A 12992-nucleotide genomic window follows, 5' to 3' on the forward strand; every position below is an offset into this window, starting at 1 on the left:
GGCGGCCATGGCTGACACCGCACCTGCCCGCGTTCCCGCGGACTACGTGCCACCGCCGCGGGGCGGTCGCTACGAGAACGTCCTGCTCGCCGTGCTGTTCGCGACCTTCGGGTTCGTCTTCTTCGACCGGCTCGCACTGAACTTCCTGACCCCGTACTTCAAGGACGAACTCGGGCTGAACAACGCCCAGATCGGGCTGCTCGGCGGGATCCCTGCGCTGACCTGGGCGATCGCCGGGATCAGCGTCGGCTACCTGTCCGATCGCGCCGATCGGCGCAAGCCGCTGCTGATCGCGGCGATCCTCGCCTTCACCGTGTTCTCGGCGCTGTCGGGCTTCGTCGGTGGGCTCGCGAGCCTCCTGTTGTTCCGGGCTTTGATGGGGGCGGCCGAGGGTGCCGTGCTCCCGTTGTCACAGCCGCTGATGCTGTACTCGTCCACGCCGCACCGCCGTGGGCTGAACATGGGCCTGGTGCAGGGGTCGTCGGCGGGGCTGCTCGGTGGCGTCCTCGGCCCGATCGTCACGGTGTGGCTCGCCGAGTCGTTCGGGTGGCGCACGGCCTTTTACGCGACCGTGATCCCCGGGTTGGTCATGGCGGGGCTGGTGCTCTGGCTCGTGCGCGACCTGCGGATGCGGCATCCCGCGACGGTCGCGCTCGACGGCGAGGACGCGCCTGAGCCCGGCGCGAGCGGCTGGGGCGGGGTGCTGCGGCACCGCAACATCGTGGTCTGCCTGGCGATCGCGGTGTTCTTCCTGACCTGGTTCCTGACGACCCAGACGTTCACCCCGCTCTACCTCGTCGAGGTGAAGGGGTTCGGGCCGGGTGACGTCGGGTTCGTCCTGAGCGGGATCGGGATCGCGTGGGTGCTGTGGGGCGCGCTGGTCCCCGGGATCTCCGACCGGATCGGCCGGAAGCCGACGATGATCGGCTTCTCGGCGGTGGCGGCGGTGTCGCCGCTGGCGATCATGATGATCGACAGCCCTGGCCTGCTGTTCGGCGCGCTCGTGCTGACCTACACCGGGCTGGGCTGCTTCACGCTGTTCATGGCGACGATCCCGGCGGAGACCGTGCCGCGTGCCGTCATGGCCACTGCGCTGGGCCTGATCATGGGTGTCGGTGAGGTCGTGGGTGGGTTCGTGGCGCCCGCGCTCGCCGGGCAGCTGTCGGACGTGTTCGGGCTCGACGCCGCGATGCTCGTCTCCGCGGGCGCCGCGTTGGTCGTCACGCTGCTCAGCCTGGCCCTGATCGAGACCGCGCCCGCCCGGACCGGCCGGTGACCGGTGGGGTGAGCGGGCAGGCCGTCCGCTGGTACGGACCGAAGGACCTGCGCCTGGAGGCGGTGCACCTGCCGGCTCCGCGTGCGGGGGATGTGCTGGTGCGGGTTGCGTATTGCGGGGTTTGCGGCAGCGACCTGCACGAGGTGGCTGACGGGCCGCACGCGATCCCCGTCGACCGGCCCCACTCGCTGTCCGGCGCCGTGGCGCCGCTGACTCTCGGGCACGAGTTCTCCGGGGTGGTGGCCGCCACCGGCACGGGGGTCGAGGGCCTTCCCGTGGGCGCGCCCGTCGCCGTGGAGCCGAACTACCGGTGCTGGCGGTGTCCGGCCTGTCGCGAGGGGAGGACGGAGGTGTGCGCCGGCTTCGGATTCGCCGGGCTGATGGGCGACGGCGGCATGGCCGAGTACGCGCTCGTCCCGTCGTACATGGTCCACCGGCTGCCCGACGGCTTCGACCTCGCCGTCGCGGCGGTGCTCGAGCCGGCCGCGGTCGCACTGCACGGGATCCGCCGCTCCGCGTTCGACGCAGGGCAGACCGCGGTGGTCGTCGGGCTCGGGCCGGTCGGTCTGATCGTGTGCGCGCTGCTGCGGGAGGCCGGGGCGGCGTGTGTCGTCGGGGTCGACCCGGTGCCTGCGCGCCGGGAGATGGGGCGCCGCTTCGGTGTCGACGCGGCGCTCGCCCCGGACGCGGACGTCGCCGCCGCTCTCGAGCAGCTCACCGGCGGCGATCGGGCGCACGTCGCGTTCGAGGTGGTCGGCTCCCAGGCCGCGGTGGGCGTCGCGCTGTCGAGCGTGCGCAGCGGCGGCGAGTTGCTGCTGCTCGGGTTGGTCGACGAGCTGACGCTCCCCGCGTACGACATGGTCAACGCAGAGCTGCGGGTCACCACCAGCGTGGGCTACCGCGGCTGCCACCCGGAGCTGATCCGGTTGGTCACGCGCGGCCGGCTCGACCTGGCCGCGCTGGTCTCGGACGTGGTCGCGCTCGCCGATGCCCCGGCGGCGCTGCTCGACATGGCCGCTGGAGCGCCGACGGCGATCAAGACGCTCGTCCGGTGCGGGGAGGACCGATGACGTTCGCCGACGATCTGTTCGCCGGCCGCACCGTGGCCGTCACCGGCGGGACATCGGGCATCGGCGCCGGCACCGCGCTGCGCTTCGCCCAGCTCGGGGCGACCGTGCACGCGTGGGGCCTCGATGCAGGAGGTGCTGAGGCGCCGCGACACGAACGGGTCGGTGTCGCGGAGGTCGACGTGACCGACGCCCCGGGCCTCGCCGCGGCGTTCGCCGGCCTCCCCGCGCTCGACGTGCTCGTCTGCTGCGCGGGGATCAGCCGCGACCGCGACGAGTACGGGCTGGGCGTGTTCGGATCGGTGCTGGAGGTCAACCTCACCGCCACGATGCGCGCCGCCGAACTCGGCCGGCCGCTGCTCGCCCGGTCGGGTGGCAGCATCGTCACGACGGCGTCGATGTACTCCTTCTTCGGCGCGGCCGACCGGCCGGCGTACGCGGCGAGCAAGGGCGGGATCGCGCAACTGACCCGATCGCTGGCCGCCGAGTACGCCGCGGACGGGGTCCGGGTCAACGCGGTCGCGCCCGGCTGGATCGACACGCCGCTCTCCCGCGGCCTGCAGGCCGACGCGGCGGCGAGCGGGGAGATCCTGCGCCGCATGCCGTTCGGGCGTTGGGGGCGGCCCCGCCACGTCGCCGACGTGGTGGTGTTCCTCGCGTCCGCGGCCGCGTCCTACGTGACGGGAGTCGTCCTGCCGGTGGACGGGGGCTACCTCACGACGTGAGAATGGGCCACCTGCGCCGTCGAGGAGGTCGGTGTGCCAGCTGCGACCGTGGTCTCTTCCGTGTCCACCGCTGCGGTCGCCATCGGGGACCGGCTGGCGTACTGGGAGGACTACAACGCGGACGCGCTGGTCGGGCTGACCTGCACCACCTACCAGCCCGACGGGCTGCTCGCCCGCCAGTGCAACCTGAGCCTGGATGCCTTCCGCGTGGCCGACATCGCCGGCAACCCGCACGCGATCGAGCGGGCCCCCGGGATGGTCCGCTCGCGACCGAAGGATGCGACGTTCGTGTCGATGATGGTCGAGGGCGACGCGTTCTTCTACCACTCGGGCGGGTGCCTGATCCTGCGGCCGGGCGACACCGTCGTCTACGACACCGACCAGCCCTACTTGTTCGGGTTCGGCACCTCCATGCGGCAGCTGCTGGTCGACATCCCCCATCAGCTGTTCACCGAACGGTGCGAGCAGCGGCCGGCGAGCCACGGCCCGGTGCTGGTGCCGGGCGATGACCCCGGGGTGCCGGGGACGAGTGCACGCGCGCTGCGCCGCGTGCTGCTCGACATGGTCGCCGAGCCGTCCGCCGGGGCCGACGCCGCGGGGGAGCAGGTCCTCGATCTGGTGCAGACCATGCGGACCGGCCGAGGCTCGTCGAGCAGCATGTCGCACCTGCTGGCCGCGAAAGCGTTCATCGCCGGTCATCTCGGTGACCCGGGGCTGAGCGTCGACGTCGTCGCCCGCGCGGCCGGCGTGACACCCCGGCACCTGAATCGCGCATTCGCCCCCGAGCAGACGACCGTCGCCCAGTACATCCTCGCCCGCAGGCTCGAGCGGGCGCGGGCAGACCTCACGTCGCCGCAGCTGGCGCACTTCCGCATCGCCGACATCGCCTTCCGCTGGGGATTCTCCTCACAGGCGCACTTCAGCCGGCTGTTCCGCGCCCGGTTCGGCTGCTCACCGTCGCAGGCGCGAACCGGGTGACTTGGTGCCGCAGATAGGCAGGCGGCCGGTCGGTCCGGCCGGTGTCGCCCCGGCCGGGTCTGATCTGCTTCGGATCGGGGGCGGCCATGCCCTTGCTGGAGCGCGGAGAGTTCTGGACCAGCGTGTCATCAAGCGTTCGCCGGGTCCGTGCCTCACATGTTGGCGGATGGCGACGGCGGCGGCCGCTCATGGCGTCGGAGGCTGTCGGTTGATGGCCGCCGCCCTGGCAGGGCTCGCAACAGATGGGAACGGGTGCGATCAGCGGAAACGCCGTCGGCGTTACGACGGTCGAGCTATCTGCCGCCCTGAGCAGGCGGTCTCGCCCGCTGGCTGCGTTGTCGGACGACCTGAGTACGCCCCCCGTACGAGGATCACCTCTGGCGCCCCCGGTGTTGTAGTCGTGATCGGTCAGGAACTACAGACCGCCTGCGTGGTGCGTCGTGCGGCAGAAGCATGACGACTTGATTGGGACGTCGGCGCGGGCGAGGGCGACGTCGAGCTGTTGCTTGACGATTCGAGCGGGCTCGGCCTTTCCCAGCCGAACGAGGCACTCGTGGTAGCCGTGCAGGCTCCACACGTTGCCGGGGTGCCAGGACGAGCGTGGGATCGACGGGTCGTACCCCAGGTCCTCGGCGTAGACGGTCTCGGCCTCCTCGACGCGACCTTGCTCGAGCAGCAAGGCGCCGTAGGCGTGGCGCGTGGGCTGCATCCAGCCCCACGGCTCGTCGTACGGCAGCGCGTCGTCGAGCGCGATCGCCCGGCGCAGGTGCTCGAACGCCGCGTCGAACCGGCCGCGCCGGTACTCGAGCTCGCCGTCGAGCATCGCCCCGGCGACGGCGAGGATGTCCTGACACGTGTTGTTGAACAGGTAGCGCGAGTCGGGTACGCGCTGGACGGCGGCGAGGAACGCGTCGCGCGCCACCTCGGCTTCCTCCATGCGCCCGGTCGCGGCGTACGCGACGCCCTGCGCGTAATGCGTCATCGCCGTGGTGGTGCAGTAGAGCCCGGGGTCGGACGGCAGCGGTAGCGCGAGGATGTCCTCCCACATCCCGAAGCGGATGAGCACGTGCAGGCGCATGGGGACGAACGCCTCGAGGTAGTCGGCCATCGGCGGCTGCTCGATCCGCAGCAGCTCCTCGGGCAGCGAGGCCTCGAGGTCGGCCGCAACGGCCAGCGCAACCTGCGACCGGCCGAGGAACATCGCCCCGTAGATCGCGAAGTGGCGGTCGTGCGCGTGGTAGAGCGCGTAGAACCCGACCCGGCCCTCGCGCGCGACGTACTTCTCGTTGACCTCGATCGCGCGCAGGTTCGACTCGAGCGTGCTCTTGTAGTCGCCGCACAGCACGTCGATGTGCGTCGGCATGTGGACCAGGTGGCCGGCGTCGGGGACGAGCGAGCGCAGCTGGTCGGCGACCGGCAGCGCGTGCTCGGGGAACGGCGACATCTCCATCAGGTGCACGTAGAGGTGCACGAGTCCGGGGTGCTTGCGGCCGCCGGGCCGCTCGAGCGCGCGCTCGAGCACGTCCTTCGCCTCGAGCGTCGCCGCACCCTCGGACGGCTGGCCCGTGTAGCGATCCCACAGCGCCCACGGCGTGAGGTTCATCAGCGCGTCGGCGAAGAGCGCCGCGACGTCGAGATCGTCGGGATGCGCGCGATACACCTCACGCATCGCCCCGGCGTAGTCGGCGTTCCACGCGACGAGGTCGGCCGACGGGTCGTTGGCCTGGTAGCGGCTCTCGAGCGCCTCGACGAGCGCCCGTTCGACCGGCGCGGCGCGGTCGGCGCACGCGCGCGCCGCTGCGACCTCGTCGCACGCCTTCTCGAGCGACGCCGCGAGGTCGACAGGGTCGAACGCCTCCCACTGCTTGTTGTAGTTCGGACCGATCGCGTAGGCGATCCCCCAGTGGGCCAGCGCGAAGCCCGGGTCGAACTCGACCGCGCGCTCGAAGCACCGGATCGCCTCCTCGTGGTGAAACGCGTAGGACCACAGAAGTCCGCGGTCGAACCACGTCTGGGCGCTCGTCGAGGCCGTCGACGTCCCGCGCGTGTAGGTGCCGAGATCGAAGTAGGGCTCCATCGCTGCCGCTCCCCTCCTGGACTCCCCACGGTCCTACAGCGTCTGGCCCCAGGTCCAGCGAGGCTCAGACGGCGGCGCGCCTGGGATCCTCCGCCGTGCACGGCCGGTTCAGGGGAACCGTCCGTTCCGGTCGTGATTGGTGGGCGGGGCCAACACCCGCACCGGGGCGGTCCAGATCGCGCGGGACAGCGGCTGGCTGTGACCCCGCTCTCGGCCCGCCGGCCGGCCGTGACAGCGCTTGCTGCCCGTGGGCCCGTTCGCGTTCGAGCCGAAGTTCGACGAAGCCCTTGACTGGACTTCCGGGCGACCCGAGCAGCTCGGCTCGAGGCGCGGGGTCACGCCCTGCCGGTCCTCTCGAGGATCTCCAGGTAGTGGGGGTTGTACATGATGCCCAGGATGTTGCCGAACGGGTCGATGACGGACGCGATCACGAAGCCTGACTCCGGCTCGGGTGGGGGCGGCATGGGCGTGATGGGCTGGTACTCCGTGGCACCCATCGACAGCAGCCTGCTGAATGCCGCCTCGATGTCGTCCACGTGCCAGTTCATCACGACGCCGCCCGGGGTGGTCGCCGCGCCTTTTGGGGCGTAGCGGCGATCGAGCAGCCCCAGCTCGGCTTGGTAGTCGCCGATGCGGAACTCGACATAGGAAGGTGGCCCGTCGACGGGGCGTACGAAGTACGGCTCCACGCCCAACAGCTCCGCGTACCACTGCGTCGCCGCCGGCATGTCCTCGGCCCAGTAGGTGATCGTGCAGAAACCTCGCAACATGGCAGCGCTCCTTCATCGTCCCCGCCGGTCTGTCCGTCGGGTCTCCAGCGGTCAGTGCCTCGATGACGGCCCCACTGTCACAGCGCTATATGACATCCTCCGTCATATAGCTGAGGAAGTTTCCGGGACATGAGATCCGACCGACTGCTCTCGATCATGCTGCTGCTGCAGACCCATGGGCAGCTGCCCGCCGGCGAGCTGGCCGCGCGTTTGGAGGTGTCGGTCCGCACGATCATGCGGGACGTGGAGGCCCTGTCCGCGGCCGGCGTTCCCGTCTACACGGTGCGCGGCCCGCACGGCGGCATCGCCCTGCTGCCCGGCTTCCGCACCGACGTCACCGGGCTGACCGCGGACGAGTCGCGGGCCCTTTTCGTACTGCTCTCCGGCAGCGCCCACGCCGACCTGGGCCTGGGTCAGGCCATCGGGTCCGCGCTGCGGAAGGTGATGGCCGCGCTGCCCGCGCCGCACCGGCCGGGCGCCGACCTGGCGAGCCGTCGCATCCTCATCGACCCGGCCCGCTGGGGCGGGACACCCGGACCCGAGCGTCCCGCCGGCGAGCTGGTCGTGTTCCAGCAGGCCGTCTTCACCGACCGGCGCCTGCGGCTGCGGTACCGGCACCGCCGCGACAACCGGGTCCGCTCCTACACCCTCGACCCGTACGGCCTGGTCAACAAGGCCGGCGTCTGGTACCTCGTCGCCGACCACCGCGGCGAAGCCGGGCTCTTCCGCGCCGACCGCACACTGTCCGCCGGCGTCATCGACGAGCCCGTCCAGCGCCGTGACGGCGTGGAACTGGCAGAGGTGTGGGACACCCTCCGGCGCCGCATCGACGACATCCCCGCTCCGCTCGCGGTCACGGTCAGCGTGCACCGCGAGGTTCTGGCCAAGTTCCTCCGCGTCCACGAAGCCGACCTGGCCGCGTCGCCCGCCGACGGCGGGCTCCACGAGGCCGTCGGCGATCCAGCCCGGGAGATCGTCGAACTGCGCTTCCGCGCCCTGATCGCAGCCGAGGCGCTCCTCGCGTTCGGCCCCGATGTCGAAGTGCTCGCCCCGGACGAACTGCGCCAGGCCCTCGCCCGCAAGGCGGCCGAAACCGCCGCGCTCTACACCACCGTCGAAGACAGATGAGGGCGCGAGATGCCGGGCGGCAGCAGCAGTCGCCGCTCAGGAACACCACCTGCCGGAGCAGGCACATCGTCACCCCCGCACCCGGAGCGCCGGAGTCGAGCACAGAACGACGATCGGGCCGGAGCGCAGGTTCTCGCCCGCGTGTCGCGTTGCTCGGTGCAGACAAGGGTGAAGATCCGAACCCGCCTGACGGCCGAAGCCGTCATCGGAGGCGTACTCGGATCGCCCGGTCAACCGGTGAGGAACGTGTCGAGGGCGGCGAGGACGGCGCCGGGGCGCTCCGCGACCACCCAGTGTCCGCACTCCGGGATCGAGCCGCCGGTGACGTCGGTCGCGAACTCGCGCAGCATGTCCACGATCCGCGGTCCCCAGCGGTCCGCGCCGCCGAGGGCGAGCACGGGGATGGTGAGTGGCTCCTTCGCCAGCGTGCGGTTGTCCTCCGCGTCCTGGGGGAAGGCGCGGTACCACTCCAGCGTGGCGCGGGTGGCGCCCGGCTGGGCGAGGGAGCGGGCGTACAGGCCGATCTCCTCGTCGGTGATGGCGCCGTGGTTGGTGGCTCGGCCGCGCAGGAACGCCTCGACGTAGCCGTGTTCGCGGCCGTGGATGAGGAATTCGGGCATGTCCCGGTTCATGTGGAAGGGGAAGTGCCACGTCATCGGGTCGGCGAAGATGCCGTCCCAGACCGCGGCGCCGGGTAGCGGGGCATCGAGGAAGCCGAGGTGGGTGACCGTGTCCCGGCACGTCGCCGCCCAGGCGTAGGCCACCATCGCCCCGATGTCGTGCCCGACGACCTGCACCGTGTCGAAGCCGAGCTGGGCACGCAGCGCGTCCAGCTCGTGGGCCATGGTGACCTTGTCGTAGCCGGTCAGCGGTTTCGACGACCGGCCGGCGCCCTTGAGGTCCACCGCGACCACGGTGCGGGTGCGAGCCAGCTCGGGCATGATCGGCCGCCACTCGTGCCAGGTCTGGGGCCAGCCGTGCAGCAGCACGACCGCGGGGCCGGAGCCGCCGATCACCGCGTGCAGCCGTACCCCGGGCGCCACCTCCCTCATCACGTGGTCGAAGCCGTCGGGGGTGTCGGACATCCTGTTCTCCTTCTCTCGTGACGGCGCCGGGTCAGCCGGCGAGGGACAGCCCGGCGGAGCGCACCACCTCGAGGCTGCGCAACGCGTCGTCGGGCGTGACGAGCGGACGGACCCGACCGGCGGCGACGTCCGCGAAGTGCGCGAGCTGCCGTGCGAACGCGTCGGCACCCGCGACGGGGCGGCGGTCCTCGGTCACCGGCTCGAGCCAGGACGGCTCGGACTGGGAGAAGACCGTCATGTCCGGCACCGAGACCGAGCCCCGCGATCCCGCGATCAGCAGGCACGGCTGCCCCGGGTGGTGGGGGAAGGTCGGATCGTCCTGCGTGGCCTGGTCCCAGCCCCACGGCGAGACGGCGCAGTCGGAGCCGACGAGGGTGCCCACGGCCCCGTTCTCGAACCGCAGGACGAGCCCCGCCGTGTCCGCGACCTCGAGCCCGCGCGCCTTGTTCGAGACGATGGCCTCCATCCCGACGATCTCCCCCACGAGGTGGCGGAGCAGGTCGACCTCGTGGATGAGGTTGATCAGCAGCATCCCCCCGCCGGGACGGCGGCGGCGCCACTCGACGTCGAAGTAGGAGTCGTTCTTGTGGGTGGCCCAGACGGCGGCGACGGCGCGGATCTCGCCGAGCCGCCCCTCCTCGATCAGGGCCCGCGCGGCTGCGACCCCGGGATGGTGGCGGCGGTGGTGGCCGACGAGGACCCGGGCGCCCGGGTCAGCGGCGACCCGGTCCAGCAGCGGCTGCGCCTGGTCCCGGTCCACGGCCACGGGCTTCTCGACGAGGACCGCGACGCCGGCGTCGAGGCAGTCGAGGGCGTGGGCCACGTGCAGCTCGCTGGGGCTCGCGACGATCACCCCGTCCAGGTCGCCGCGGGCCAGCATCTCCCGGTGATCGGGGTAACGGGCGAGGTCGAGCAGCTCGTCCGGCAGCGGCCGGTCCCAGGCGAAAGTGGGATCGGCGACGGCCACGAGGTCGGCGCGGTCCGACTTCGCGACGAAGCGGCTGTGGCGCAGGCCGAAGGTGCCGGCCCCGATCAGTCCGAGTCGGCTGCGCGGCGGGTCGTGCGGGGTCATGGATGGGCCTGCCCTTCGTCGGAGTCGGCTCGGATCATGCTGCGGGAGGCCGCGCACGAACCAGCCATGATTGCCGCTCAGTGGCAGTGTGGGTGGTCGGCAAGCGAGCGGAAGGGGAACCGATGTCGGGCAACAACGCCGTCCCGGGTCGGAGCGTGTCGAGCAAGCTGCTGGCGGTGCTGGACTGTTTCGACATCGCCAACCCGGCGCTGAGCCTCACCGAGATCGCGACGCGCTCGGGGCTCCCGCTGTCCACGACCCGCCGGCTGATCGTCGAACTCGTCGCATGGGGCGGCCTGCAGCGGCTGCCGGACCAGCGCTACCAGGTGGGGTTGCGGCTCTTCCGGATCGGGTCGCTGGCCCCGCAGCAGCGCGGGCTCAGCGAGGCCGCCGTGCCGATCATGCAGGACCTGTGCGAGGCGACCCAGGAGAACGTCCAGCTGGCGGTGCTCGACGACGGCGAGGCCCTCTGCATCGAGAAGATCTCCGCCCAGCGCGCGGTCCCGACCGCGACCCAGGTGGGCGGTCGGCTACCGCTGCACGCCACCGGCGTCGGCAAGGTGCTGCTCGCCTTCTCCCCGCCGCCCCTGCTCCGCGGCGCGGTCGAGGGGGGACTGGCGCCGTTGACGCGCAACACCCTCACCCAGGCCGGGCGGTTGGCGTCCAACCTCGACCTCGTCCGCGAGCAGGGCGTGGCCTACTCCTTCGAGGAGATGACGCTCGGCGCGGTCTCCGTCGCTGCCCCGGTCCGGGATTCCGCCGGGCGGCTCAGCGGGGCGCTCGGGATCGTGACCCACTCGCACACCCGGCTCGAGCACCTGGCCCCGGCTGTGCGGACCGCCGCCCTCAGCATCTCCCGCCGACTCAGCCTGACCTGAGTCCTGCCACTGGATGGCAGTCCAGGGTGGTGTCCGAGCTCGGCGGGCCCGCACGATCCTGGGGTCAGCGAGGCAGGGCGGGAACGAGGAGGTCCATCAGTGTCGACGAGCCGGGAGGACGGACTGGCCCTGCGGGAGCTGGTCGACAACTGGGTGCTGTGGCGCGACGCCGGTGACTGGGAGCGCTTCGCCACGGCGTGGGACCCGATCGACGGCTGGATGACGGCGACCTGGTTCCAGGGGCCCGCCACGGAGTTCATCGCCGCGAGCCGGAGCGGGTTCGAGTCCGGGGTCCGCATCCTGCACTTCCTGGGCGGGCACACTTCGGACGTCGTCGACGACCGGGCGATCGCCCAGACCAAGATGACGATCGACCAGCGGGCCGAGGTCGACGGCGTCGAGGTCGACGTCGTCTGCGCCGGACGCTTCTACGATTTCTGCGCCCGGGTCGACAACGAGTGGAAGATCGTCCGCCGCCAGCCGATCTATGAGAAGGACCGGCTGGACGTCGTGGACCCCGCGGCGCGGCTCGAGCTCGATCCCGAGCTGCTGGGGCGGTTCCCGGCCGGGTACCGCCACCTCGGCTACCTGCAGACCAAGGCGGGATTCACCGTCAGGACCGGCCTGCCCGGCCTGACCGGGTACGTCGTCGAACGGCTCTACGAGGAGGGCGAGAAATGGCTCGCCGGTTCCGCGACCGCGGGCGACCCGCACGCCGGGGGCGCCTCGTGACCGCCAACGTCGGGCCGTTCGCCCTGACCTGCAGCGCCAACACGCTGCGCCACGCCGACATGTCCGAGCGGCTGCGGGCGGTGTCCGCCGCCGGCTTCACCGGGCTCGGCCTGCGCCTCGCCGACCACCGGGCGAGTGGCCTCGGCGCGGGCGAGCTGCGGGCCGGGCTCGACGCCCACGGCCTGCGCCTGCTCGAGATGGAGCACCTCTGGGACTGGGCCGACCCGACGTGCGACCCGGCCGAGGATGAGATCTGGGCGCTGGCCGACACCGTCGGGTTCCGCCAGCTGAACGTGTCGATGTTCGCCGAGCACGAGACCGCTGCGCTCGTGGCGAGGTTCGGCGCGCTCTGCGATCGGGCCGCCGAGCACGGTGTGCTGGTCGCGTTGGAGTTCATGCCGTTCACCACCATCCGGACCCTGCCGGAGGCGTGGCACATCGTGTGTGCGGCGGATCGCGCGAACGCCGGGGTCCTGATCGACGTGTGGCACTGGCGGCGGACCTCGGCGACCCTGGACGACCTCGCCGCCGTGCCGACCGACCGGATCACCTCCCTTCAGCTGTGCGAGGCACGGACCGAGGCGCTGCCGGACATGCGGGAGGAGGCCCGCCACCACCGCGAGCTGCCCGGTCGGGGCCAGGGCGCGGACGGCGGCACCGCGGCCCTGCTCGCGGGTATGGCTGCACAGGGGCTCACCTGCCCGGTCGCGGTCGAGATGTTCTCCGACGAGCTCGACGCGCTGCCGGCGGCCCGTACAGCGGCCATCACCGCGGCGGCGTGCGCGGAGGTGCTCGCCGCCGCGGGCTGGGCCTCCGGGACGTGGGCGACGAACCTCAGCCGCGGCGTCAACCCCTGACCACCAGCGACCCGGACACGACCAAGGCCCCGCGATGACGCTCGGGACCACCGTCCGGACCGGCTCCAGTGAGCCCGAGTCCGCCCGGGTCGTCGTCGAGAGCCTGCGGAACGCCCCGACGCACGCCTCCGCACGATCCTGACCGGCCTGGTCGAGCACCTCCCGGCCGCCCCCACCGCGCTCGTGGCCCTGCAGGCTGCGCTCGGCACCACCGATCCCTCCGGGCACCTGTTCCACCTCGCGCGCGATCTCGGTGCCGAGATGTCCCTCACGGCGCTCGGTCTGCCTGCCGACGGTGTCGACGCCGTCGTCGAGTAGGTCCTGGCCGCCCCGTACGCGAATCCCCG

Annotated in this window: 13 protein-coding genes; 9 read left to right on the top strand and 4 right to left on the bottom strand. The window is 72.0% G+C overall.

The window, feature by feature from the left end; translation table 11 throughout:
• The first annotated feature begins 7 nt into the window (after positions 1 to 7).
• From FHX44_RS31030 to FHX44_RS31045, 4 genes are read left to right on the top strand one after another with little or no spacing between them, the layout of a single operon-like run.
• On the top strand, positions 8 to 1276 hold the full coding sequence (locus FHX44_RS31030; protein ID WP_147259022.1) for an MFS transporter: 1269 nt from the start codon (positions 8 to 10) through the stop codon (positions 1274 to 1276).
• Positions 1273 to 2346, top strand: coding sequence for an alcohol dehydrogenase catalytic domain-containing protein (locus FHX44_RS31035; protein ID WP_147259023.1), 1074 nt, complete (start codon positions 1273 to 1275; stop codon positions 2344 to 2346). Before FHX44_RS31030 ends, FHX44_RS31035 begins: the two co-directional genes overlap by 4 nt.
• Positions 2343 to 3068: an SDR family NAD(P)-dependent oxidoreductase gene (locus FHX44_RS31040; RefSeq protein WP_147259024.1), complete on the top strand. Its 726-nt coding sequence runs from the start codon at positions 2343 to 2345 to the stop codon at positions 3066 to 3068. The genes FHX44_RS31035 and FHX44_RS31040 overlap by 4 nt, the downstream gene beginning before the upstream one ends.
• A 60-nt stretch (positions 3069 to 3128) precedes the next feature.
• Positions 3129 to 4046 carry a helix-turn-helix domain-containing protein gene (locus FHX44_RS31045; protein WP_212612725.1) on the top strand — a complete coding sequence of 306 codons (918 nt, stop codon included), beginning with the start codon at positions 3129 to 3131 and terminating at the stop codon, positions 4044 to 4046.
• A gap of 415 nt (positions 4047 to 4461) precedes the next feature.
• On the opposite strand, the gene FHX44_RS31050 is transcribed toward FHX44_RS31045, so the two are convergent.
• Together FHX44_RS31050 and FHX44_RS31055 are read right to left on the bottom strand one after the other, a co-directional pair.
• Positions 4462 to 6123 carry a tetratricopeptide repeat protein gene (locus FHX44_RS31050; protein WP_147259026.1) on the bottom strand — a complete coding sequence of 554 codons (1662 nt, stop codon included), beginning with the start codon at positions 6121 to 6123 and terminating at the stop codon, positions 4462 to 4464.
• Positions 6124 to 6458: 335 nt separating this feature from the next.
• The gene (locus FHX44_RS31055; protein ID WP_147259027.1) at positions 6459 to 6893 is read right to left on the bottom strand and encodes a VOC family protein; all 435 of its coding nucleotides are present in this window, start codon (positions 6891 to 6893) and stop codon (positions 6459 to 6461) included.
• A gap of 129 nt (positions 6894 to 7022) precedes the next feature.
• On the opposite strand from FHX44_RS31055, the gene FHX44_RS31060 reads away from it, so the two are divergent.
• Positions 7023 to 8021 (top strand): helix-turn-helix transcriptional regulator, encoded by a 999-nt coding sequence (locus tag FHX44_RS31060; RefSeq protein WP_147259028.1) that lies wholly within the window; start codon positions 7023 to 7025, stop codon positions 8019 to 8021.
• Between the two features lie 230 nt (positions 8022 to 8251).
• Here the strand turns inward: FHX44_RS31060 and FHX44_RS31065 are convergent, their stop codons facing one another.
• Together FHX44_RS31065 and FHX44_RS31070 are read right to left on the bottom strand one after the other, a co-directional pair.
• Entirely contained in the window at positions 8252 to 9106 is an 855-nt protein-coding gene (locus tag FHX44_RS31065; RefSeq protein ID WP_147259029.1) for an alpha/beta fold hydrolase, read from the bottom strand.
• A gap of 31 nt (positions 9107 to 9137) precedes the next feature.
• The gene (locus FHX44_RS31070; RefSeq protein ID WP_147259030.1) at positions 9138 to 10178 is read right to left on the bottom strand and encodes a Gfo/Idh/MocA family protein; all 1041 of its coding nucleotides are present in this window, start codon (positions 10176 to 10178) and stop codon (positions 9138 to 9140) included.
• 122 nt (positions 10179 to 10300) lie between these two features.
• Here FHX44_RS31070 and FHX44_RS31075 point away from each other — a divergent pair, with 122 nt between their 5' ends.
• The 4 genes from FHX44_RS31075 (at position 10301) to FHX44_RS43930 (ending at position 12963) form a co-directional block, all read left to right on the top strand.
• Positions 10301 to 11056 (top strand): IclR family transcriptional regulator, encoded by a 756-nt coding sequence (locus FHX44_RS31075; RefSeq protein ID WP_147259031.1) that lies wholly within the window; start codon positions 10301 to 10303, stop codon positions 11054 to 11056.
• Positions 11057 to 11155: 99 nt separating this feature from the next.
• On the top strand, positions 11156 to 11788 hold the full coding sequence (locus tag FHX44_RS31080) for a nuclear transport factor 2 family protein (RefSeq protein WP_147259032.1): 633 nt from the start codon (positions 11156 to 11158) through the stop codon (positions 11786 to 11788).
• Positions 11785 to 12645, top strand: a complete 861-nt coding sequence (locus FHX44_RS31085; protein WP_170309104.1) for a sugar phosphate isomerase/epimerase family protein — start codon at positions 11785 to 11787, stop codon at positions 12643 to 12645. Before FHX44_RS31080 ends, FHX44_RS31085 begins: the two co-directional genes overlap by 4 nt.
• 183 nt (positions 12646 to 12828) lie before the next feature.
• A complete protein-coding gene (locus FHX44_RS43930) occupies positions 12829 to 12963 on the top strand; it encodes a maleylacetate reductase (RefSeq protein WP_147259034.1) in 135 nt (44 codons plus the stop codon).
• Positions 12964 to 12992: the final 29 nt, after the last annotated feature.

Origin of the sequence: Pseudonocardia hierapolitana (genome assembly GCF_007994075.1) — a bacterium.
Lineage (GTDB): Bacteria > Actinomycetota > Actinomycetes > Mycobacteriales > Pseudonocardiaceae > Pseudonocardia > Pseudonocardia hierapolitana.

Coding starts and splice junctions, on each gene's coding strand:
- FHX44_RS31040 (WP_147259024.1), top strand. CDS start 2,343: ATGACGTTCGCCGACGATCTGTTCGCCGGCCGCACCGTGGCCGTCACC.
- FHX44_RS31075 (WP_147259031.1), top strand. CDS start 10,301: ATGTCGGGCAACAACGCCGTCCCGGGTCGGAGCGTGTCGAGCAAGCTG.
- FHX44_RS31055 (WP_147259027.1), bottom strand. CDS start 6,893: ATGTTGCGAGGTTTCTGCACGATCACCTACTGGGCCGAGGACATGCCG.
- FHX44_RS31060 (WP_147259028.1), top strand. CDS start 7,023: ATGAGATCCGACCGACTGCTCTCGATCATGCTGCTGCTGCAGACCCAT.
- FHX44_RS31050 (WP_147259026.1), bottom strand. CDS start 6,123: ATGGAGCCCTACTTCGATCTCGGCACCTACACGCGCGGGACGTCGACG.
- FHX44_RS31030 (WP_147259022.1), top strand. CDS start 8: ATGGCTGACACCGCACCTGCCCGCGTTCCCGCGGACTACGTGCCACCG.
- FHX44_RS31070 (WP_147259030.1), bottom strand. CDS start 10,178: ATGACCCCGCACGACCCGCCGCGCAGCCGACTCGGACTGATCGGGGCC.
- FHX44_RS31065 (WP_147259029.1), bottom strand. CDS start 9,106: ATGTCCGACACCCCCGACGGCTTCGACCACGTGATGAGGGAGGTGGCG.